This is a genomic window from Micromonospora sp. DSM 43699 (genome assembly GCF_055517075.1).
Genome location: NZ_JBTMMT010000050.1, coordinates 21,597 through 43,173, shown reverse-complemented (window position 1 = coordinate 43,173; position 21,577 = coordinate 21,597). Strand labels below are relative to the sequence as shown.

Below are 21,577 nucleotides of genomic sequence, written 5' to 3'. Positions count from 1 at the left end.
CGGCTGTCAGGGAAGGGCCGGCTGGGGGATGTCGGCGTGCGGCCGGATCAACCTCCCGCTGTGGTCGGTGGCGTGCGCGCTGACCCCGGTGATCCGGGCCAGGACGTGGCCGTCCGTGGTCGACGCGGTCAACGCGCCGTCGGCGAACCGGCAGTGCAGCCGGATCGTCGGATGCGCGGCGCTGAGCTGGCAGTCGTTGCCCGGTCCACCGAGGTCCACCGCCTCGATGCCGGCCATCGGGCCGACCAGGGGTGGCCGGTCGCCGTGTGGCGGCAGGAGCAGCAGGTGCACCATCGCGTCCAGCAGGATCGCCGGTACGGTCATCCCGGCCAGGGCCGGGCTCCACGCCTCGTGGTCCAGGCGGAACGTGGCGCTCGTGCCGTCCGGTCCCCGGGCGTACCCGCTGGTGCCGGCGAACGGGCCGCTGAGGGTGATCGGCAGGTCGGCGGAGTAGACCGGCATGGTGAAGTCCGGTTCGGGTCGGTGCGCCACCTGGTCGGTCGGCGCGGGCAGTGCGGGGTGCCGGTCGGCCAGCACGACTGTCGTCTCGCAGAGCAGGTCGTCGAAGCGCAGGACCTTGCCGTTGCGGCCGACCCGGTTGGTGGTGATCCGGACCGTCACCACGGCCCGGTCCGGGGACCGGTCGGTGAGTCGGGCCTGCACCGTGATGGTGCGGGGTGGTCCGGCGGACCTGACCGTCACCGACGTCCGGCAGACCAGGTCACGGAATCCGGTGACGACGAGGTCGGGGCAGAGGTGTCCGGCTGCGCCGGCGGCGGCCTCGAGGGCGAAGGTGCCGGGGAGGACGTACTCCCCGTTGACCCGGTGGTGGCGCATCCATCGGCCGTCCTGCTCCGCGAGGGTGTGTGGTTCCCAGGTCTTGGTGAACACCGCCCAGCGGCGGCCGCGCAGCAGCACGCCGTCGAGCAGCGGCGTGGCCAGGGACGGATCCGGTGGGGTGGGTGGTGGTGCGTCGGGTACGGGCAGTGGCAGCCGGCCGCTGGTGGTGTCGGTGCTGATTCCCCGCTGTCCCAGCAGTACGCGTTCCTCCTCCCGGATGTAGAAGACCGCCGCCCCGCTGCCGGGCCGGGTCACCGCGTCGAGGAACTGGGCGGCACCCTGCCTGCTGCTGATGTAGGCGTCCATCCGGTTGCGGCGCAGGGTTTCCTGCATGGCGGCGCTGCTGGCGACGCCGACTTCCCGCCAGCCGCTCCAGAGGATGGCGAGTTCGCGGTGTCCCTCGGGTGCGTGCCGGTCGGCCCAGGCGCTCGCGTACGCCAGGTATTCGTTGACGGCGCAGTAGTCGACGTCTCCGGGGGCGGGGGCGAGGGTGGCCAGGGTGCTGAAGTTGCACCAGGTCCGGGGCGGCCGGCCGGCCAGGGCGCGTTTGAGGTTGCGGTAGCCGGTGGCTTTGGTGGCCCGTACCGCCCGGAAGTCGGCCAGGGTCTTCGCGTGCAGTGCCCGGGAGCGCAGGTCGAGGACGGTGTTGATGAGCAGGTCGATGCGCCCGTGCCGGTCCATGACCTCGTCGAGGACCGCCCTGGTGCGGTCCGCGTCCAGAACGTCGCACACCCGGTGGTGGACCCGGTCCGGCCCGCACAGTTCGGCGAGCCGGTGCACGGTCCGGCGTACCTCCAGGCGGGCCTGGGCACGTTCGTAGGCGGTCTTGAGATCCCGCACCGACGCGTCGGGGTGTTCCCGGCGTCCGGCGGCGATGAACTCGGCCTGGGGTGGCAGTTCGTCGTCGGTCTCGGGTAGCGGGGTACGGCCGACGAGGTACAGGTGGGGGCGGTCGGTGGTGCGGGCCACGGCATCGAGGAGTTCGGGGGTGATGCCGCGGGCGCCACCGAAGGCGACCACGATCGCGCCCGGTGGCAGGGTGGGTTCTGCCGTGCGGTGCGGTCGGGCTTCGTCGTCGGCGACGGCCAGCTCGGACCAGGTCTGTCCGTGGCAGGCCAGGGTGTGCGTGGGCACCCGGGCGGTCGCCGCCCGGGCCAGCTGTGCCAGCGCGGTCGGGGCTTGCGACGCGTCGGTGATCAGGGTGTTCCCGCTGCACTGCGGGACCTCGGCCCGTACCGAGCGGACGAGTCCGCTGAACAGGCCGGCGAGCGGGTGGGTCGTTCCCTGCGGTAGGGCGGCGAGCAGCAGCGCGGCGAGCGACCCGCCGGCCCGCAGCGCGGGCAGCGCGGCCTGGATGGTGGTGAACGCCAGGTCCTGGAGGTCCTCCAACCGGGCGGCCTCGATGTCGTCGGCACCGCCGTCGGGGGTTTCCAGCCGGGTGAGGATCCGGATGTGGCGTGGAACGAACGGCAGGTCGGCCAGCGCGTCGGCGGCGGCGTCGGGCGGTACGTGGGTGGCGGCGTCGACTCCCGGCCGCGGTGACCAGACGGCGATGTCCGGTCCGGTGACCGCAGCGGCGAGGTCCGCGGCGTCGGTGAGCACGATGCTCCCGGCCGGGATCGCCGGCCCGTCCGGGTCCGGTGGGGTCAGCGGACGCAGCTGAAGGGTCTGCCGGCGGCCGATCGGCTGTTCGGCCGGTTCCGGGACGGCCCCGCCCGGGTCGGGGCCGGAGCCGGTCGGCCCGGTGAACCGGATCGACGGTGATCCGGGGGCGGCCGGTGACACGACGGTGTCGGTGCCGGTGACGACGGCCCGGAGCACCGCCAGCAGGGCGTCCAGGGCCAGGTAGGTGCGGTCGGTGCCGGCCGGTGCCGGCAGGGTGTGTGCCGGGTCGTCGGCGGTGCCCTCGGGTGCGGTGGCGAGCGTACCCAGGATGGGCAGGCCGTACTCCTGGGCGGTGGAGCGGCGGGCGACGGCGACGACGGCGGCGCCCTCGGCGACCGATCGACCCGCCGGTACGAGGGTGTCCAGGTGCCGGTCCCATCCGCTGATCGGTCGGAGGCTCACCGCGCCGACGAGGGCCAGGTCGCAGGCCCGGTGGCGGAGTTGGCGCAGGGCCAGATCGAGGGCGCTGTGGGTGGAGTCGCGGTGGGCGTAGACGCTGGTGCCGAAGCCCCGCAAGTCGTAGTAGTTGGCGGCCCGGCCGGACAGGATGCAGGAGACGGCACCGGTGAAGTCGTCCTCGTTGAGCTCGTCGGGTATGACGTCGCCGGCGTCGGCGAGCGCCTTGGCGAGGTATTCCCGCAGTGTCTGGGCCTGCCCGGGGTCGGGTAGCAGGTCGAACGTCGAGGCGCACTCCTGCGCGTGCACCCGTAGGGCGGCGCGGGCGTTGTGCGTGGTCGGCAGGCTCGCCCCCACCAGGATCGCGGTGGTGGGTCGCAGTGCGGTTCCCGGCTCACCCAGGTCGGCCAGGAGCGGCCCGAGGGCTTGGAGCATCATCAGGTGGGCGGGGTCCATGTGCCGCATCGTCCGGGGCGGGATCCGCACGTCGAGGGGGGACGGCAGCGGGTACGGGCTGCCGAAGCTGAGCTGCGGGGCCGGGCCGTCGCCGACGAGCCAGCCGGGCACCCGGTCGCGGTCCAGGCCGGGCAGGTGGGTGCTCCAGCCCACCACGACCAGGTCCTCGGTGTCCGGGGTGCGGTCGGGCACCGACGGTCGGGGCGCGGGTCGGGTCGACGGCACCCGGTCGGCGAGCACCACGTGGGCGTCGGCTCCCCCGAGGCCGAACGAGGACACCCCGACCATCCGGGGGCGGGCCTCGTCGACCGGCCAGGGCGCATCGGTGACCGGCACCGTCAGTCGGGTGCCGTCGCCCAGCAGCGGGTGGGGATCGGTGACCACGGTGTGGCCGGGAATCGTGCGGTGGGCGAGGGCGACCAGTGCGTGCGCCACCGACACCAGCCCGGCCAGGACACCGGTGTGGCCGAAGACCTGTTTGTTCGACGTCAGCAGGCACGGCCGGTCCCGCTCGCCCAGTCGTGACAACAGGGAACGTAGTTCCACCTCGTCACCGACGGGGGTGCCGGTGCCGTGGGCCACCACCCAGTCCACGTCGGAGGCGTCGACGCCGGCGTCGGCCCAGGCCCGGCCGATCGCCAGTTCCTGTCCCCGGGTGGCCGGGGCGTGGATGCCCTTGCCGCGGCCGTCGGCGGCCAGTCCGGTGCCGAGGACGACGCCGTGGATGTGGTCCCCGTCGGCCACCGCGCGGGCGTACGGTTTCAGCGCGAGCATGACGGCGCCCTCACCGATCAGTGTCCCGTCGGCCGCCTGGTCGAAGGGGCGGATCCGGCCGCTGACGGTGATTCCCTGGGCCCGGCAGAACAGCGTGAAGCCGATCGGTTCGATCACCGACGTGCCGCCGACCAGTGCCACGTCGCAGCTTCCCTCGCGGAGGGCCTTGACGGCGGCGTCGAGACAGAACAGGCCGGTGGCGCAGGCCGCGTCGAGGGTCAGGTGTTGGGCGTCGCCCGGGATCAGCCCGCGTAGCGCGTTGCGGGAGACCGAGGCGGGCAGGTAGGCCAGCGGGTTGCCGCCGTCGCCGCCGTAGTGGGCGCTGATGGCGTGGTCGGCGAGTTCGGCCAGCCAGTCGTCGCCGCCGCTGCTCTGGATGGCGTCGCGGACCAGGCGTTGGTACTCGTCGCCGAGGACGACGCCCTGGGTGCCGAGCCCGGTCTGGTCGTGGATGCCGGTGGCCGCCGCCAGCCACCGGTCGCCGGGCCGGCGGCGCACTCCGGCCAGGGCCTGGACGGTGCAGTGCCGCAGCCACCGGGTGGTGCGTGGCCAGCCGGGGTGTCCCAGGAACCCGTCGGGTTCGGTGATCGAGGCGGGGTCGGGGACGAACCCCTGCACGTAGCCGGCTTCCCGGATGTAGAAGCTGTCGGTCTCCGCCGCGCTGGCCGACCAGAAGTGCCGCAGGTCGAACGCGGACGGCTCGCTGGCCAGCAGGACGCCCTCCCGGAGCCGGTCGTAGAGTTCGGCGGGGTTGTTGGCGCCGGGCAGGACCACCCCGAGGCCGACCACCGCGATGGCATCCGGGTCCTGCTCGGCGGGGCCGGTCTCCGGTCGGCGCGGCTGCGGGTCGCGCACCGGGCGTGGTGTCGCGGCGGCGGGGGCCGGTTCGGGTACGACGACGACCTCGGTGGTCGAGGGGTGCGCCTCGGGTGCCCTGGCTGCTGCGGTGGGGCGGACCGGTGGGGTTCGGGTGGGCACACCGACCTGCGCGGCGAGTTTGCTGTGCAGTCGCAGACTCTGCATTCCGCCGATGCTGATGCCGCCGTCGGCGACGAGGGTCTGCCCGGTGATGAATCCGGTGTCCGGGTGCAGGAGGTGGACGAGCAGCCGGGCCGCTTCGGGGGTGGAGATGGTGCGGCGCATCAGGTCGCTGGTGCGCGGCGAGTCTCCGAGCGCGGCGGCCGGGTCGTCGAGGTTGACGACGATTTCGCTGGCCACGGAGCCCAGCAGCACGGTGTTGACCCGGATGTCCTGGTCGGCCAGTTCCAGCGCCAGGTACCGGACCAGGGACTCCAGGGCGGCCTTGGTGACGCCGCCGGGGCCGTACCCGGGGACCGGCTGGTGGGCGCCGACGCTGGACAGACAGAGGATGGCTGCTCCCGGGCGGCCCACCATCAGCTCGGCCGCCCGGCGGGAGCAGTGGTACGCCCCCATGACGTTGGTGGACCAGGCCCGCTGCCAGTACGTGTCGTCGACGTCGAACAGGGGCAGGAACGCGCCGCCGGCCGCGTTGTTGACGAGGAAGTCGAGGCCGCCGTGCCGCTGCCGGACCAGGCCGAACATCCGGTCGATCTCGGTGCGTTTGGCCACCGAGGCCCGGATGAACTCCGCGCTGAGGCCGGCCTCCGCCAGCTCGGTGCGCAGCAGTTCGGCCTGCTCGACGGAGTGGAAGTAGTTGACGACGACGTGTGCGCCGCAGGTGGCCAGTCGACGGACGATGTCCGCGCCGAGGCTCTTGGCCGCGCCGGTCACCAACGCGATCCGACCGTGCAGGCTTGGCGTGTCGGTCATCGGGCGGTCGCCTCCCCCCGGGCCTGGACGACGGCTTGCGCGATCCGCCCCAGGGTGCCGACGGTCAGCAGGGAGGTGTTGGCCCGCAGGTCCGGCAGGCCGTACCGGTCGGCGACCCGGCCGAGGAGGGCGACCTGCTTGAGTGACTCCACGCCCAGGTCGGATTCCAGGCCGTCGTCGTCGCCGAGCAGCTCCGGCGGATAGCCTAGGTAGTCGCCGTACAGGGCCCGGATCTCGGTCAGCACCACCGCGTACTGCCCGTCGGCGTCCGACGCGGACGACAAGTGGTCCACGGTGGCCGGGGAGGCCGGCGTCACCGGTGCCTGCGGGGTCGGCGGCGCCAGGACGGACAGGACAGGCGGCGTCGGGGCGATTGGGGCGGGCAGGACCTCCGGGGCGCTTGGGGCAGCCGGGACCGCAGCCGCCGGGACGGTCGGGACCGCCGGGACCGCCGCGGCGGGTGTGGTCGCCACGGGTGGCGGCAGCACGAGGGTGGGAGCCGGTCGAACCGGGACAGGTGGCGACGCCGGCGTCCGTACCTGCGGTGACACCGTTTCGGTGCGGCCGGCGACCAGCGCCCGGACCGCCGCGACCGGGTCGTGTTCGCTCAGCGGAACGACCGACTGGATGCCCGGGACCGACGCCTCGACGAACCGGGTGACGACCGGCCACTCCCCGCATTCGATGAACGTGTCCGCGCCGGCGGCGTGCAGGGCACGCACCGTGTGCAGCATCCGGACCTGGGCGGTGAGCGCGCCGGCCACCAGCTCGACCGGGTCCTCGTCGCCGATGTCCCGGCCCAGCCACGGTGAGGACACCCGCCACCGTCCGCCGCCGTAGGACACCCGGGGGGCGGTGGCCAGCAGGTCCCGGGCGGCCTGCGCGACCGCCGGGGTGTGGGTGGGGTGCGGAACGTCGAGGCGGACACTCGACCAGCCGAGTGCCTCGGCCACCCGCTCCGCCTCGTCGATCTGCCGTCGCGGACCGCTCAGGACACTCTGCCGGGGTGTGTTCTCGCAGGCCAGCACCAGGTGCGGGTGGCCGATCAGCCCGGCGAGTGACCCCGCGCGGCGGCCGTCCACCCCGACGGCGAGCATCGTGCCCGGCCACGCCTGCCGGGTCAGTGCCCGGGACCGGGCCACCGCCAGGCGCGCGGCGTCGCCCACCGACACGTGCCCGGCGGCGGCCAGGGCCCAGAGTTCCCCGATGCTCTGTCCCACGATCGCCACCGGTTCGACGCCCTCGGCGACGAGCAGGTGGTACGTGGAGAGGCTGACCGCGAAGATCTCCAGGTACTGCACCTCGGGGCTGTAGGGGCGCCCACCTGCCACATCCTCGATCAGACGGGTGCTGATGTCGGGCAACCCCAACTCCCGGGCCGCCTTGTCGATGCGGGTCAGTGCCTCACGTACCGTCTCGTAGCGGCTGTGCAGGTCACGCAGGATGCCCGTACGGGGAGCAGCCACTGTGCCGGGCATGACGAAGACAGAATCCACCATGTGCGTCACCCTCGTTTCCGTCCCGGTGAACGGGCTCTGGCGCGCCGTGCCGGCGCAGGGACAATCGACGACGTGCGGCCTGCGGGTCCGGATGGACCCTGCGGTCACCCCGGCCCGGACCGCCCGGCCGGGGCAGGTTCCCGGCCGGCTATTCCGCGATCCGCGACCGGTACGCCCAGCGGAAGACGAGCGGCTCACCGTCGCCGTCGTCGGGGCGTTCGAAGTGCTCGTAGCCACCGTGGTGCGGGACCTTCACCTTCGGTGCGTCCGGCGAGATCCGTTGACTGCGAAGCTCGGGCGGAAGGCTCGCCGGGCCGCCTTCGAGTGCGATCACAACGGTGGTGCGGGGGGTTGTGGTGTCGTCCGGCTGGGGGGACACGGTCATGCGGATAGCCTCCCCCGGGATGACGAACGAGACATGCGTCAGTTGACCCACAAAACCGACCCGGTGTCGCCGAGTCATCCGTCATCGGGAACCCGCGTTGCGTAGCACCTCCCGGGCGATCTGGTTACGGCTGCGCAGCCCGAGCTTGTGCAGGGCGCGGGAGATGTGCGTCTGGACCGTCCGGCGGGTCAGGAGCATCGCGGCAGCGATCTCGGGCGTCGAACGGCCCTCGGCGACGAGGACGGCGACGCGCCGTTCTGTGGCGGTGAGCGCCGCCCAGCCCGACACCGGCCGGGCTGCGCGGGGGCCGCTGACCCCTCGGCGTACGCCCCTGCCCCGCAGCCGCGCCTCGGTGCGCCGGACGTCCCAGGTCGCGCCCATCCGGGTATACAGGCCGACCGCCTCGGTGGCGGCCGCCCGGCACTCGGCGGTCGCGCCGTGGCCGGCCAGCACCACCGCGAGGTCCTCAAGTGTCGCCGCCAACTCGGTCCCGGGGCCGGCCGACCGGTAGTGCTGCACGGCTGTGCGCAGCGGCTCGGGGTCCTCGGTGGCGAGGCCCACGCAGCGCTGCCGCATGGTCGCGGCCCGCCCCGGCGTCTTCTCGGCCTCGGTCCAGACCCGCGTCCGTTCGAGGGCAGCCGTCACGGTCGAGGAATCCGTGCCGGCCGACGCCATCCGGATCAGGTCCGCGAACCACGGATGGTGGGGCCCCGTCCCGGAGTCGGGTCGGTGCTGCAGCATCGTGGCGAGCAGGGCGGCGCCCCGTTCCGGTTCGCCCCGCTGTTCGGCGTGCACGGCCCGGGCGGCGAGGAGGAAGCCCTCGCTGTCCTCGTCGATGCTGCGGTCGGCCGGCGCGTCCGGGTCAGAGCGCAGGTGCGCCTCGGCGAGCGCGCGGTCGTCGCGCCGGACGGCGATCAGCGCGGTGACGCCCCGCCGCAGTAGCGCAGGCCCACCCCGGTGCAGACCCGGATAGAACGGCCCGCAGGGGTCGTCAGCCACCGGGACCAGTGCCGTCAACGCCTCGTCCCAGCGGCCGACCCAGTAGTGCAGCATCGCCTCGGTGACGCCGATGGACCCGGCGGCGACGTCGTGTGCCCGGCGACGGATCTCCCGGGACAGCCGCAGCACCCGTTCGGCCTCCCTCCACCGGGCCATGTTCTGCAGGCTCACCACGCGGCAGTGCAGGGCGAACATCTCCAGTTCCGGGTGGTCGGGGTGACCGACGAGGGCGGCGAGCGCCTGTTCGGCGTACCGCAGTGCGGCCAGGTGGTCACGCCGGTCGGAGCGGGTGAGGGACAGCACGACGCTGGCGCCCGCGATGGCGCAGTCGTCGCCCGATCGGCGACCGGCGTCGAGGGCCTCACCGGCCAGAGCCTCGGCTTCGTTCGGCCCGCCGGTGCCGGCCCGGCTGATCAGGGCCAGGGTGCTCAGAAGACGTCCGCGCCACGGTTCGGGTATCGCCTGTCGGGTGAGCACCTGCCGCAGGATCAGTTCGGCCTCGTCGGTCTTCCCGCTGTTGTTGAGCGCACGGATCAGCAGCCAGTGCAGCTCGCCGTGCGCGTCCAGCCCGGTCGACGACGCGAGGGCCTCGCGGGCCCGGTCGGCGGCCTCCTCCCACCGGCCCAACAGCTGTAGTGAGCGGGCCAGCGCAACGCTCAGCGAAGCCTGGTGCGGGTCCTTTGCCGGAAGCTGTCCGAGCTGTGCGCGCAGCAGCCGGACCGTGAGTCCCGGGTCGGCGTCCGCCAACGCGTGGACGGACCTGTGGAGCCAGTCGGGCACCCACCGGTTCTCGACGCCGCCCGCCGCCACCAGTTGGTGTGCCACGGTGAGCGGTTCGGCGGCTGCGGCGGCCAACTCCTGGGCCAGGTCGAGGTGCAGCGCCCGGCGCAACGGCAGCGCGACGGCGTCGTACAGGGCCTGGCGGATCAGCGGATGGCAGAAGGTCATTCGTTCACCGGTGCCGGCGAGGATCCGGGCCGCGACGGCCCGCTGCAGCACGTCGGCGAGGACCCGCACCGGCCGCCCCAGCACGACACTCAGGTCGGTGACGGTGAACTCGGTGCCGAGTAGTGCGGCGGTCCGCAACACGTCCCCGGCGTCCGGCACCAGACCGAGCCGGCTGGTCAACGCGGCGGTGAGGGCCGGAGGTATCCGGTCGTCGTCGTCACGCAGGTCCGCGTGTCCCGCCACGACCTGGACCAGGTCCTCCCGCACCAGGACGTCGGCCAACTCACGCAGGTAGAGCGGGTTACCCACCGCCGCATCCGACCACCGGCTGAGGGTCGGGCCGGGCGGCGCTCCGAGCAGCCCGGCCAGCAGCTGCGAGACCTCCGCTTCGTCCAGCGGCACGAGGCACAGCAGGTGTTCGTGGCCCCGGCCGGCGTTGGCCGGGGTACGGGCCGGACGGGACGGGTCCTGACTGTGCGCGGCGACCAGGAGTAGGGGCAGATGCTCGGTGCTCGCGGCCAGGCGCCGCCAGACCACTGTCGACGCCTCGTCCATCCAGTGCGCGTCGTCGACGATCAGGACGGTGGGGCCCGCCGTACACAGGTCGTCGACCAGGGAGACCAGCATCTCGGCCACGGCAGCCAGGGCCGGCCCGTTGGCGGGGAAGACCGGCGGTTGGCCGACCAGGGTCTGGGTGATCTCCGCCCGGGACGGGTCGCCCGGCCGCTGCCGGACTCCGAGGCAGGCGAGCAGGACGCTCAGTGGTGACTGCTGGGAGAGTTCGTCGGCGACGGCGTGGAACACCTGGTAGCCGCGGGCGGCTGCGGCCCGGGCGGTGATGGTGAGCAGTGCGGTCTTGCCGATGCCCGGCTCACCGACCAACCGGAGCACCGAGCCGGTCCCCCGCGCCAGCCGGGTCAACGCTGTCTGCGTGAGGCTCAGCTCACGCGCTCGCCCGACCCATACCTCGGACCCGGACTCCGGGCCTATTCTCAGCATTCCCATCGAAGGTGAATTGCCGCCGGGAATCTCCCCGACGACGGATATCCTTTCCCCGGCCGAGCCGACCACCAGCACACCGTGTCGACCGGGAAATCAACTCTGAACTCGTCCGCTCCGACGCCCTACGATGAGCCATCCTGATAGGAGTTAGTCAAAAAATCAAGGGAAGCTCGTCGGGTTCATAGAGAGTCACTTCTCAGTGAACCAACAGGGCATTTTCCGGATCGCAAAACGCGTTTCGGTCAGGTTAATTTATGATGGTCGCCCGGTCCTGCGGCGGCGGACGGGCAGTACCGCTTCACCGATCAGCCCTGCGCCGCGCCCGAAGGACGCGAGACGGCAGGGTGAATTCACATCATCATCGCGAGGAGTTCCCGAATTCCTACCCGCCTTCGCATCGATTCCGGCGAGGTCACCGAATCAGGACGCCAATAACCACTTCGAAAGGGGCTTGGTCTCCCAAGGTCGAGTTCGATGCTACAACGCCGCCCGTCAAATCCGATAGCCCTGAGTGAATCTTCACGCACCTTCGGTAACGACCGCGGGCCACTCCCCCTCCCCCGCCGTGGCCGGACCGTGTGGAACAGGCGCAGGCGGCGGGCACCGCCGGGGATGTCGAGGGTGAGGCGGTCCGCTCAGGCCGCGCCCTCACGCGTGACACTGACCCGAAACGGGCGGGTGGACTCGGTGCCGCAGCCGGAGCACGGGGCTCGAAACAGCAGACTGATCGCCCGCGTTCGGTGAGGGGCGACGCGCCGCGCTGACCGGGCGGCGAGGACCGCAGCCCGCTGCGGCGATCGTGCGGACGGCAGGCGGTGCAGAACCGTGCCGGCCGGGTGAGGCCGAGCTCCCTACCATCCCCCTGCTGCAGGCCGTCCTGGCTCTGCAAGGCGCCTACACGCCATCCACGCGGCTCCCGTCGTGGTGGACGTCAGCAGTGGCCTGGGCTCACTGGCCGTCACCGCCGACCCCGTGGGCCACGCGTCGGTGGTGCCCGTCTGGGTCCCGGCGCTGGCATACGGCTCCGCCAAGGCCGCGCTGGACATGGTCACCGCACAGTACGCCCACGCGTATCCAACAATGAAAGTCAACTCGGTCGATCCCGGTCACACCGCTACCGACCTCAACGGCCGCACCGGTGCCCAGAGCGTCGAGGAGGGCGCCGAGATCATCGTGCGGATGGCCGTGATCGGGCCGGACGGCCCGACGGGTGGCTACTTCGCCGCCTGCGGTCCGGTTCCCTGGTGACGCATCGAAGGCCACCCGCTGCCGGGCCAGCACCCGGAGGCCGTGTCCGCCGAACGACCAAACAGTCACAGCCGCAGAAGGGGTCGAGTATGGAAAAGCCGCGCAGGGTAGAGGTCGTCCTGGACTTCATGTGTGTGCATTCTTATCGTGGATTCAGCCGCTTTACTCGAGCCACTCGTCGCTTCCGCGCCGATGGCGGCCAGGTGGAAACGGTCTAATGCCCGTTCCAGTTCCAGCCCGAAGCGTCCTGCGCCGGCGAGCCGCTGTTCGAGGTCGGGAAGCGGCAACGCGGCGAGGAGGTCGCGCGTGCCCTCGTATCCGATGAGTCCTTCGGTGTTGCCGACGGTCTTGAGCTGAACTTCGGTCGGGCATGGTTCACCAACACGTTCGACGCGCACCGGGTCCCTGCTCAGGCGTCTGCCCAGGGAAGGGGCGAGCAGATGGCCGAACGGCTGTTCCGGGCCTACTTCACCGACGGACTGAACATCGCCGATCCTGACACGCTTACCCGACTCGCAAGCGAGACGGGAGTGGTGACCAGCGAGACCGGTGCCGCCGGCCTGCGGGCCGAACTTGAGCGGGTACGACGGTTCGGCGTCCAGCCGCCGGCTTTCCGCTTCGAGGGCGGACCTGTCCTGGAAGGAGAGCAGTCCGAGGAACTGTTCCTCACGACCCTCATGAGGTGATCGCCAAGCCACCATCAGCACCCCTCGCCCCCGCCGCCGACGATGCGGCAGGGCGGCGTCCATGTGCAGCTCCTTGGCCTACCCTGCGGGGTGCCAGTGCAAGGTCCCTGAAAACGGCGGGGTAGCAGTGGTTGCTGAGACCGACAACAGCGGGTGCTGCTCACCGGTCAACATCGAAAGCGCCCGGGCGACCTCGTAAACGTCTGCTCGCGCGTAGGTGCTCGTCGTGCCCGCATCGGCTCTGCCGTTGTGGCCTGCAAAATCGGTGGCAACGCCCGAGGAGGCGCAAGCGTGGATCGACGCCATGGTCAGCGCGGCACAGGGTGGCGTCGACCCGCTCGCCGCGACAAAGCGACTGGCCGAGTACGGCGAAAGCGTGATGACGCTGGCCCTGCGCGGCCTGGAACGCAAGACGCTCGACCCGTACCTAGCCGGGTGGCGTAAACGGGTGGTCCCCGCACTCGGCCACATCCCGATTCGCATGATCACCAACGGCGCGACAGACCGGGCCGTTCACGGCTGGATCGCTGACGAATGCAGTCGATCGACGGTCAAGAACAGTCTTGCCGTGCTGGCCCGGGTGATGCAGCAGGCAGTACGCGACGGCGTCATCGCGCGGAATCCCGCACAGGTCACCGGGTGGCAGCGCGAATACCAGCGGGCCGAAGACGAGTTGGACGACCCGCGCACGCTCGCCCTGCCGCACTGGGAAGCGCTGACCGGACCTGCCACAGCCCTGGTCGAACGATCCGCGAACGGGTTCCCCGGATGGGGCGACGTGACGATTTTCGCCGCGTGCACCGCCGCCCGGATCGGCGAGGTGTCCGGCGTCCGCGCCGAGGACATCGACCGGGAAACGTGGATGTGGACCGTCCGCCGACAGACCACACCCGGCCCCGGTGGCCTGATCGACAAGGGCACCAAGGGAAAGCGCGCCCGGATGGTGCCGCTGATCGAGGAAGTGCAACCGATCGTCGTCCGCCGCCTGGACTCGGTGACCGCGCCGCACTCCCGGCTGTTCACCGGCCCGCGTGGTGGCCGGATCAGCACTGCCGTGCTGCGGGACGCGACGCACTGGGATGAGGTGGTGACGAAGCTCGGCTACGAACACCTGGGACGGCACGACCTGCGGCACACAGGGTTGACCTGGATGGCCGACGCCGGGGTCCCGGTGCACGTCCTGCGGAAGATCGCCGGCCACGGGTCGCTGACCACGACACAGCGCTACCTGCACCCCGACCGGCAGTCGATCACCGACACGGGAACGGCACTCAGCGCCCACTTGAAGGCCCGCCGGTCCCCAGGTGGTCCCCAGCTACGCGCCGTCTAGATCAGCAATCCTCTACTGAGGAAGAATGAAATAGAACCCGTTGACCAGGGCATACACCCTGGTCAACGGGTTCCTTAGCAACTGTCGGGACGGCCGGATTCGAACCGACGACCCCTTGACCCCCAGTCAAGTGCGCTACCAAGCTGCGCCACGTCCCGATGCTCCCCGCAGGGTCTCCCCCGCAGCAGCCGCTTCAGCTTAGCGCAGGATCTTCGTGCCGCACGCACAGGCCCCTGCCGCATCGCGTGCCCGCCGCCACCACTCCTAAGGCATCCTAGGAAAGAGGGCCGGGAGATGAACTCCCGGCCCTCTTTCTGGTTCTCGTCGAGTGGAGGAGGTACGTCAGCCGTGCGCCTTGCCCCGGCCACCGGGGCCGAGCTTCTTGCGGGGGCGTACCGAGATCTCCACCGGGCTGCCCTCGAAGCCGAACTCCTCGCGGAGCTTGCGCTCGACGAAACGCTGGTAGCCGGCGTCCAACGGTGCGGTGGTGAAGAGCACGAACCGGGGCGGGGAGACACCCGCCTGGGTGGCGAAGAGGATCTTCGGGGCCCGGCCCCCGCGCACCGGGTGCGGGGTGGCCTGGACCAGGGCGGTGAGCCACTGGTTGAGCTGTGCGGTCGGCACCCGGGTCTCCCAGCTCGCGAGTGCCTTGCGTAGCGCGGGGGCGAGCTTGTCGACGGCCCGGCCGGTCTGCGCCGACAGGTTGAGCCGGATCGCCCAGGGGATCCGGCGCAGCTCCCGGTCGATCTCCTTGTCCAGGTAGTACCGACGGTCGGCGTCGACCAGGTCCCACTTGTTGAAGGCGATCACCAGGGCCCGGCCGGCCTCGACGACCATGGTCAGGATCCGCTGGTCCTGCTCGCTGATCGGCTCGCTGGAGTCGAGCAGCACCACCGCCACCTCGGCCGCCTCGATGGCCCCGGCGGTACGCAGACTGGCGTAGTACTCGGTGCCGCTGGCCTTGCCGACCCGCTTGCGCAACCCGGCGGTGTCGACCAGTTGCCAGGTCTCGCCGCCGATCTCCACCAGGCTGTCCACCGGGTCGACTGTGGTGCCGGCGACCGAGTCGACGACCGCCCGCTCCTCGCCGGAGAACCGGTTGAGCAGGCTGGACTTCCCGACGTTGGGCCGACCCACGAGGGCCACCCGGCGGGGGCCGCGCGGCCGGTTCTCGATGATCTTCGGCGCGTCGGGCAGCGCGTCGAGGATGGCGTCGAGCAGTTCACCGGAGCCCCGGCCGTGCAGTGCGGAGACCGGAAACGGTTCGCCGAGACCCAGCGACCACAGCGAGGTCGCCTCCATCTCGATGGCGGTGTTGTCGGTCTTGTTGGCCACCAGGATCACCGGCTTGGCGCTGCGTCGCAGCATCTTCACCGCGGCCTCGTCCACATCGGTGGAGCCGACCATGGCGTCGACCACGAAGATCACCACGTCGGCGGTGACCACCGCCGTCTCGGCCTGGGCCGCGATGGCCGCCGCCCGGTCCTTCGCGTCCGGCTCCCAGCCGCCGGTGTCCACCACGGTGAACGACCGACCGTTCCACTGTGCGTCGTACGGCACCCGGTCCCGGGTCACCCCGGGGACGTCCTCCACGACCGCCTGCCGCCGGCCGATGATCCGGTTGACAAGTGTCGACTTGCCCACGTTGGGGCGACCGACCACGGCCACCACCGGCTGCGGACCGGTCGGCTCCTCGACGGCGGCCTCCGGCTCGCGCAGCTCCACCCATCCGTCGCTCATGCCACTCCCCGCTCGGTGAGCAGCTCACGCAGCCGGGTGACGACCTCGTCGATGCCCAGCTCGGTGGTGTCCAGTTCGACGGCGTCGGCCGTCTGCCGCAACGGGTTCACCGTGCGGGTGGAGTCGAGCCGGTCCCGCCGAGCCAGGTCGGCGGCGGTCGCCGTGACGTCGGCGGCGTCCTCGGCGCTGCGCCGCCTGGCGCGGGCCGCCTCGGACGCGGTCAGGTAGACCTTCAGGTCGGCGTCCGGGGCCACCACGGCACCGATGTCCCGGCCCTCGACCACGATCCGGCCGGCATTGGCGATCAGTTCCCGCTGCCGGGCCACGAGCAACGCCCGCACCGCCGGCACGGCGGCCACCGCGGAGACCGCACCGGTCACCTCGGAACCCCGGATCTCCTGGTCGACACCCACCCCGTCGACGCTCACGCCGTACCCCTGGGGGTCGGTGCCGATGCGCAGCTCGACCTCACCGGCGACCTTGCCCACGGCGGCGGCGTCGGTCAGGTCGACGCCGGAGCGCAGCACCGCCCAGGTGACCGCCCGGTACATCGCGCCGGTGTCCAGGTAGCGGGCACCGAGGCCGGCGGCGAGCCGCCGCGAGACGGTGGACTTACCCGAACCGGACGGCCCGTCCACAGCGACCACGCAGCGCCCGGCCCGTACGTTTTCCTCCACCGTTGTCCTCCTCAGCCCGTACCTCGCGGGTCGCCGGTTACCCCGGCGCCGTTGAGCGGTTCTCCATCGTCGTCAATCATCCCGCGCCTCGCGGGTCGGCCGCGCGCCGCCGCCGGGGGCGACCCGCGCCACCCGACGGCCCGCGGGCCGGGGGGAAGCCTACCGGCACACCTACCCGCTGCGACTCCGGTCAGTCACCCACGGCCCTGAACTCAGTCACCCACGGCCTTGAACAGGGCGGCGACCTCCGCGTTGGTCAGCCGCCGGATCCGCCCGGTACGCAGGTCGCCGAGCTTGATCGGCCCGATCGAGGTACGCACCAGCCGGGACACCGGATGCCCGACCTCGGCCAGCAACCGGCGGACGATGTGCTTACGCCCCTCGTGCAGGCTCAGCTCCACCTGGGCGCTTTTGCCCAGCGTGTCCACCACCTTGAACGAGTCGACCTTCACCGGCCCGTCCTCAAGCTCGACGCCGGCCAGCAGCCGCTTGCCCAGGTTGCGCGGGATCGGCCCGGCCACCTCGGCCAGGTAGGTCTTGAGCACCTGGTACGACGGGTGCATCAGCTTGTGGGTGAGGGTCCCGTCGTTGGTGAGCAGCAGCAGTCCCTCGCTGTCCGCGTCGAGCCGCCCGACGTGGTAGACCCGCTGCTCCACCCGGTTGCCGATGAACTCGGCGAGCTCGTTGCGGCCCTTGTCGTCCGCCATCGTGGTGACCACCCCGCGCGGCTTGTTCATCGCCACGTAGACCAGGCGGTTGTCGGCCTGGAGGCGTTCGCCGTCGACGTGGATCACGGCGGTGGCGGGGTCGACCTTGTCGCCGAGCTTGGCGACCCGCCCGTCGACGGTGACCCGACGCCGGAAGATCAGGTCCTCGCAGGCACGGCGGGAACCGACACCGGCGGCGGCGAGCACCTTCTGGAGGCGTTCGGCACCCTCGTACACGGGGGCGTCGGGCTTGGGGGAACGGTCATCGCGTGGCATCGGCAAGCTCTTCTACGTCGTCGGGGAGGAACGGGGCGAGCGGGGGCAGGTCGGCGACCGAGTCCAGGCCCAGTTTCTCCAGGAACATCGTGGTGGTCCGGTAGAGGAACGCCCCGCTGTCCGGTTCGGCGCCGCACTCCTCGACCAACCCGCGGGAGACCAGGGTACGGAGCACCCCGTCGCAGTTGACACCCCGGATGGCCGAGACCCGGCCACGGGTCACCGGTTGCTTGTAGGCGATCACCGCGAGCGTCTCCAGCGCGGCCTGGGTCAACCGTACCGACTGCCCGTCCAGCACGAACCGTTCCACGTGCGTCGCGTATTCCGGCCGGGTGTAGAGCCGCCAGCCACCCGCCGCCCGGCGCAGCTCGAAACCGTGCCCGGCGGCGGTGTAGCCGGCGGCGATGTCGTCGAGCACCGGCCCGATCCGCTCCGGTGACTGCTCCAGCACCTGGGCCAGCACCAGCTCGCTGACCGGCTCGTCGACCACCAGCAGGATGGCCTCCAACGCGCCGCGCAGCTCCGCGTCGTCCAGCTCGGGTGCGGGCTCCGGCACGACCGTCGCCCGCCGCCGCCCCGCCGGCCGCCGCTTCGGTACGTCCTCAGCCGTCCCCTCCCCCATCCTGGCCGCTCCGGCACCGACCCGCTCCGCCGGTCCACCCGGTACGTCCGGGTCGACGGTCACGGCGTCCGTCGGAGCATCACCCGGTGCGGCGGGCGCGACGTCCGCCGGGGAGTCCGCGGTCTCACCGGCGGTGTCGGCGGTCTCACCGGCGGTGTCGGCGGTGTCGTCCGTGGGGACGGGCTTCTGCCGGGGGGTGGGCCGCTCCCACGGGGGGACCCAGGCGGCGGCCTGATCGGCCAGCGAGTCCCGGTGCTCCTCGTCGCTCATCACGTCACTCCTGCGTCGTCGCGGGATCGCCCGCCGGGTCGGTGAACACGGCGGGTCCGCCCGGCACGGGACCAGCCGGGGCAGCGGGCCCGTCCGGGGCGGGAGCGGTGTCGTCGGGGTCGGCGGGGGTGCCGGCGTACTCGTCGACGTGCAGGGCGGCCCCGCCGTCGGCGGGGCCGGTCCAGCGCACGGTCAGCTCCTCCAGGGCCTCCTCCTGCACGAAGGCGACCAGTCCCTCCCGGTAGAGCTCCAGCAGCGCCAGGAAGCGGGCCACCACCTCCAGGGTGATCTCGCAGTCGGCGCAGAGCAGGGTGAAGGTGGCGAGGCCGGCCCGGCGCAGCCGCTCGGCGAGGATCGCCGCGTGTTCCCGGACGCTGACCCGCACCAGGTGCACGTGCGCGATGGAGACCTCGGGCACCGGTTTCGGGGTCATCGCCCGGACCGCCAGCTTGAGCAGCCGTTCGGGGCCGATGCCGAGCACCAGGTCGGGCAGGGCGTCGGCGTACCGGGCCTCCAGGGTGACCGCGCGCGGGTAGCGTCGCCCGCCGACCGCCTCCAGTTCGGCGATGTGCGCCGCCGCCTCCTTGTACGCCTTGTACTGCAACAGCCTGGCGAAGAGCAGGTCCCGTGCCTCCAGCAGGGCGAGGTCCTCCTCGTCCTCCACCTCCGCCGAGGGGAGCAGCCGGGCGGCCTTCAGGTCGAGCAGGGTGGCGGCGATGAGCAGGAACTCGCTTGTCTCGTCGAGGTCCCACTGGTCGCCCATGGCGCGGATGTAGGCGATGAACTCGTCGGTGACGGTGTGCAGGGCCACCTCGGTGACGTCCAGCTTGTGCTTGCTGATCAGCTGCAGCAGCAGGTCGAACGGGCCGGTGAAGTTCGCCAGCCGGACGGTGAAGCCGCCGCTCTGCCCGTCCTGCGGTACGCCCGCCGGGTCGGTCGCCACGTCGGCGGCGACCTCGGCGGCCAGCACGGGCGGCTGCTCCGGGGTCGTCGGCGGGTCCAGCGGCGGGGCGGTCACCGGACGACCGTAGTCCACGCCCCGGGCGCGGACGTGCTCGCCGTCCCGGGCACCTCGGACGCGGCGCGGCGGAGACGCACCCCAGGCCTACCGGTCGGCCTGGGCGGCGATCACCTCACGGGCCAGCTGCCGGTAGTTGCGGGCCCCGGAGGAGGCCGGGTCGAGGGTGGTGATCGGCGCACCGGCCACCGTGGACTCGGGGAACTTCACCGTCTTGGTGATGACCGTCTGGTAGACCTTGTCGCCGAACGCCTCGACCACCCGCTGGAGCACCTGCCGGCAGTGGGTGGTGCGGCTGTCGTACATGGTGGCGAGGATGCCTTCGAGTTCCAGGTCGAAGTTGAGCCGCTCACGAACCTTGTCGATGGTGTCCAGCAGCAGCGCCACCCCGCGCAGGCTGAAGAACTCGCATTCGAGCGGGATGAGCACCCCGTGCGCGACGGTCAGCGCGTTGATCGCCAGCAGGCCCAGTGACGGCTGGCAGTCGATCAGGATGTAGTCGTACTCCTTGCGCACGTTGCGCAGCACCCGGGCCAGGGCCATCTCCCGGGCGACCTCGTTGACCAGCTGAATCTCGGCGGCGGAGAGGTCGATGTTGGCGGGCAGGATGTGCAGGCCGGCCACGTCGGTCTTGATCAGGACGTCCTCGGCCATGACGTCGTCCTGCATGAGCAGGTTGTAGACCGACAGGTCGAGGTTGTGCGGGTTGACGCCCAACCCCACCGAGAGCGCGCCCTGCGGGTCGAAGTCGACGAGCAGCACCTTGCGGCCGTACTCGGCGAGCGCCGCGCCCAGGTTGATGGTGGTGGTGGTCTTGCCGACGCCACCCTTCTGGTTGGCCATCGCGATGATCCGGGCCGGTCCGTGCCGGTCGGTGGGCATCGGCTCGGGGATCGGCTTGCGCATCGTGTAGGCGGCCGGGTCGGCCGGGCCCAGGTCGGCGCCGAGCGACGCCTGCTGCTCACGGAGCTCCGACGTCCAGGCGTCGGCACGATCACCGTTGCCAGCCATGTCCTCGTTGCCCCCTCCCGACGACCCACCCGGCATCGGAGCAGTCCGACGTCCTTCGCGGCGCCGCTGCGCACCCCGGTTGTCGCCCCAGGAGGTCCGCGCCGATGCCGACTCTACGCCACCGACGACCAGCGCGTTCGGCACCGGTCCGGCGTGTCGGGCGTATCGGCCGGTCAGCGGCCGGGTCACCGGCGGGCGCGGCGGGAAGGAGCGGCCCGACGGGCGGTTCGCGCCCCGGACGGTCAGCGGCCCGAGGGAGGGCTGGCGTCCCGGGCGCGGGGGTGGGTGGTGGCGTACACCTCGCGCAGCCGTTCCACGGTGACCAACGTGTACACCTGGGTGGTGGTGACCGAGGCGTGGCCGAGCAGTTCCTGCACCACCCGCACGTCGGCGCCACCGTCGAGCAGGTGGGTGGCGTACGAGTGGCGCAGGGTGTGCGGGGAGACCGCGTGCGGGCCGTCCACCGGCAGCCCGGCCCGCTGAGCGGTCCGCCGCAGCACCGTCCACGCCCCCTGCCGGGTCAGCGGACCGCCCCGGGCGTTGACGAAGACCGTCGGGGTGCCCCGGCCGGCGGCGACCAGGCCCGGTCGGGCCCGCACCAGGAAGGCCCGCAGCGCCTCGACGGCGTACCCGCCGATCGGCACCAACCGGGTCCGGCCGCCCTTGCCCCGCAGCAGGGCGGTGCCCTCGTCGAGGTCCAGGTCGTCCACGGCGGCGCCGACCGCCTCGGAGATCCGCGCCCCGGTGCCGTACAGGAACTCCAGCAGCGCCCGGTCCCGCAGCGCGAGGGCCGCCCCGTCGCCGGCGGCGGTGACCGGGCCGGCGGCCTCCAGCAGCCGGGTCACGTCGTCGACCGGCAACGCCCGGGGCAACCGGCGCGCGGCGGGCGGTGGGCGGACGTCCCGGCTGGGGTCGGCACCGGTCAGCCCCTCGCGGACGGCGAACCGGTGCAGTCCCCGCACGGCGGAGGCGGCCCGCGCGGCCGAGGCCACCGCCAGCGGCGGATGGTCGTCGTCGCCGGCGCGCAGCCGGGCCAGGTGCGCCTCGACCTGTCCGCTGCCGACCGACGCCAGGTCGGTCACCCCGGCGGCGGCCAGGGTACCCAGGTAACGCTCCAGATCCCGACGGTACGAGGTGAGGGTGTTCGCCGACAGCCCCCGCTCGACGGTGAGGTGGTCGAGGTAGCCACGCACCGCCCGACGCAGGGCCGGCGCGGGTTCCCCGCCCGCTCCGGCCC

Annotated in this window: 14 protein-coding genes and 1 tRNA gene; 3 read left to right on the top strand and 12 right to left on the bottom strand. The window is 72.2% G+C overall.

The genetic code is table 11. The features are described 5' to 3' along the window. Nucleotides 1-6: 6 nt before the first annotated feature. The 4 genes from AC0AIB_RS22120 to AC0AIB_RS22105 form a co-directional block, all read right to left on the bottom strand. Nucleotides 7-5,922: an SDR family oxidoreductase gene (locus AC0AIB_RS22120; RefSeq protein WP_465097403.1), complete on the bottom strand. Its 5,916-nt coding sequence runs from the start codon at nucleotides 5,920-5,922 to the stop codon at nucleotides 7-9. Continuing rightward, on the bottom strand, nucleotides 5,919-7,421 hold the full coding sequence (locus AC0AIB_RS22115) for an acyltransferase domain-containing protein (RefSeq protein ID WP_465097402.1): 1,503 nt from the start codon (nucleotides 7,419-7,421) through the stop codon (nucleotides 5,919-5,921). The genes AC0AIB_RS22120 and AC0AIB_RS22115 overlap by 4 nt, the downstream gene beginning before the upstream one ends. Nucleotides 7,422-7,569: 148 nt before the next feature. Beyond that, a complete protein-coding gene (locus AC0AIB_RS22110; RefSeq protein ID WP_465097401.1) occupies nucleotides 7,570-7,806 on the bottom strand; it encodes a DUF5988 family protein in 237 nt (78 codons plus the stop codon). Between the two features lie 81 nt (nucleotides 7,807-7,887). Continuing rightward, entirely contained in the window at nucleotides 7,888-10,752 is a 2,865-nt protein-coding gene (locus AC0AIB_RS22105) for an ATP-binding protein (protein WP_465097400.1), read from the bottom strand. A gap of 924 nt (nucleotides 10,753-11,676) precedes the next feature. On the opposite strand from AC0AIB_RS22105, the gene AC0AIB_RS22100 reads away from it, so the two are divergent. The 3 genes from AC0AIB_RS22100 to AC0AIB_RS22090 all read left to right on the top strand — a co-directional run bounded on the left by AC0AIB_RS22100 (nucleotide 11,677) and on the right by AC0AIB_RS22090 (nucleotide 14,019). Further along, entirely contained in the window at nucleotides 11,677-12,003 is a 327-nt protein-coding gene (locus tag AC0AIB_RS22100; protein WP_328348322.1) for a Rossmann-fold NAD(P)-binding domain-containing protein, read from the top strand. Nucleotides 12,004-12,266: 263 nt separating this feature from the next. Then, entirely contained in the window at nucleotides 12,267-12,689 is a 423-nt protein-coding gene (locus tag AC0AIB_RS22095; protein WP_465097408.1) for a DsbA family protein, read from the top strand. A 265-nt stretch (nucleotides 12,690-12,954) separates the two neighbouring features. Beyond that, nucleotides 12,955-14,019 (top strand): tyrosine-type recombinase/integrase, encoded by a 1,065-nt coding sequence (locus tag AC0AIB_RS22090; RefSeq protein ID WP_465097399.1) that lies wholly within the window; start codon nucleotides 12,955-12,957, stop codon nucleotides 14,017-14,019. A gap of 84 nt (nucleotides 14,020-14,103) precedes the next feature. Here the strand turns inward: AC0AIB_RS22090 and AC0AIB_RS22085 are convergent. The 8 genes from AC0AIB_RS22085 to AC0AIB_RS22050 all read right to left on the bottom strand — a co-directional run bounded on the left by AC0AIB_RS22085 (nucleotide 14,104) and on the right by AC0AIB_RS22050 (nucleotide 21,545). After that, a tRNA-Pro gene (locus AC0AIB_RS22085) sits at nucleotides 14,104-14,177 on the bottom strand. Between the two features lie 184 nt (nucleotides 14,178-14,361). Then, entirely contained in the window at nucleotides 14,362-15,759 is a 1,398-nt protein-coding gene (gene der / locus AC0AIB_RS22080; RefSeq protein WP_328348328.1) for a ribosome biogenesis GTPase Der, read from the bottom strand. Beyond that, a complete protein-coding gene (gene cmk / locus AC0AIB_RS22075) occupies nucleotides 15,756-16,436 on the bottom strand; it encodes a (d)CMP kinase (RefSeq protein WP_328348330.1) in 681 nt (226 codons plus the stop codon). Before cmk ends, der begins: the two co-directional genes overlap by 4 nt. Nucleotides 16,437-16,648: 212 nt before the next feature. After that, nucleotides 16,649-17,419: a pseudouridine synthase gene (locus AC0AIB_RS22070; RefSeq protein ID WP_328348331.1), complete on the bottom strand. Its 771-nt coding sequence runs from the start codon at nucleotides 17,417-17,419 to the stop codon at nucleotides 16,649-16,651. Continuing rightward, a complete protein-coding gene (gene scpB, locus AC0AIB_RS22065) occupies nucleotides 17,406-18,311 on the bottom strand; it encodes an SMC-Scp complex subunit ScpB (protein ID WP_465097398.1) in 906 nt (301 codons plus the stop codon). The genes AC0AIB_RS22070 and scpB overlap by 14 nt, the downstream gene beginning before the upstream one ends. Before the next feature lie 4 nt (nucleotides 18,312-18,315). Then, complete coding sequence (locus AC0AIB_RS22060) at nucleotides 18,316-19,254, bottom strand: segregation and condensation protein A (protein WP_442930826.1); 939 nt, start codon at nucleotides 19,252-19,254, stop codon at nucleotides 18,316-18,318. 162 nt (nucleotides 19,255-19,416) lie between these two features. After that, nucleotides 19,417-20,340 (bottom strand): ParA family protein, encoded by a 924-nt coding sequence (locus AC0AIB_RS22055; RefSeq protein ID WP_067315071.1) that lies wholly within the window; start codon nucleotides 20,338-20,340, stop codon nucleotides 19,417-19,419. A gap of 242 nt (nucleotides 20,341-20,582) precedes the next feature. Beyond that, nucleotides 20,583-21,545: a site-specific tyrosine recombinase XerD gene (locus AC0AIB_RS22050; RefSeq protein WP_328348834.1), complete on the bottom strand. Its 963-nt coding sequence runs from the start codon at nucleotides 21,543-21,545 to the stop codon at nucleotides 20,583-20,585. Nucleotides 21,546-21,577: the final 32 nt, after the last annotated feature.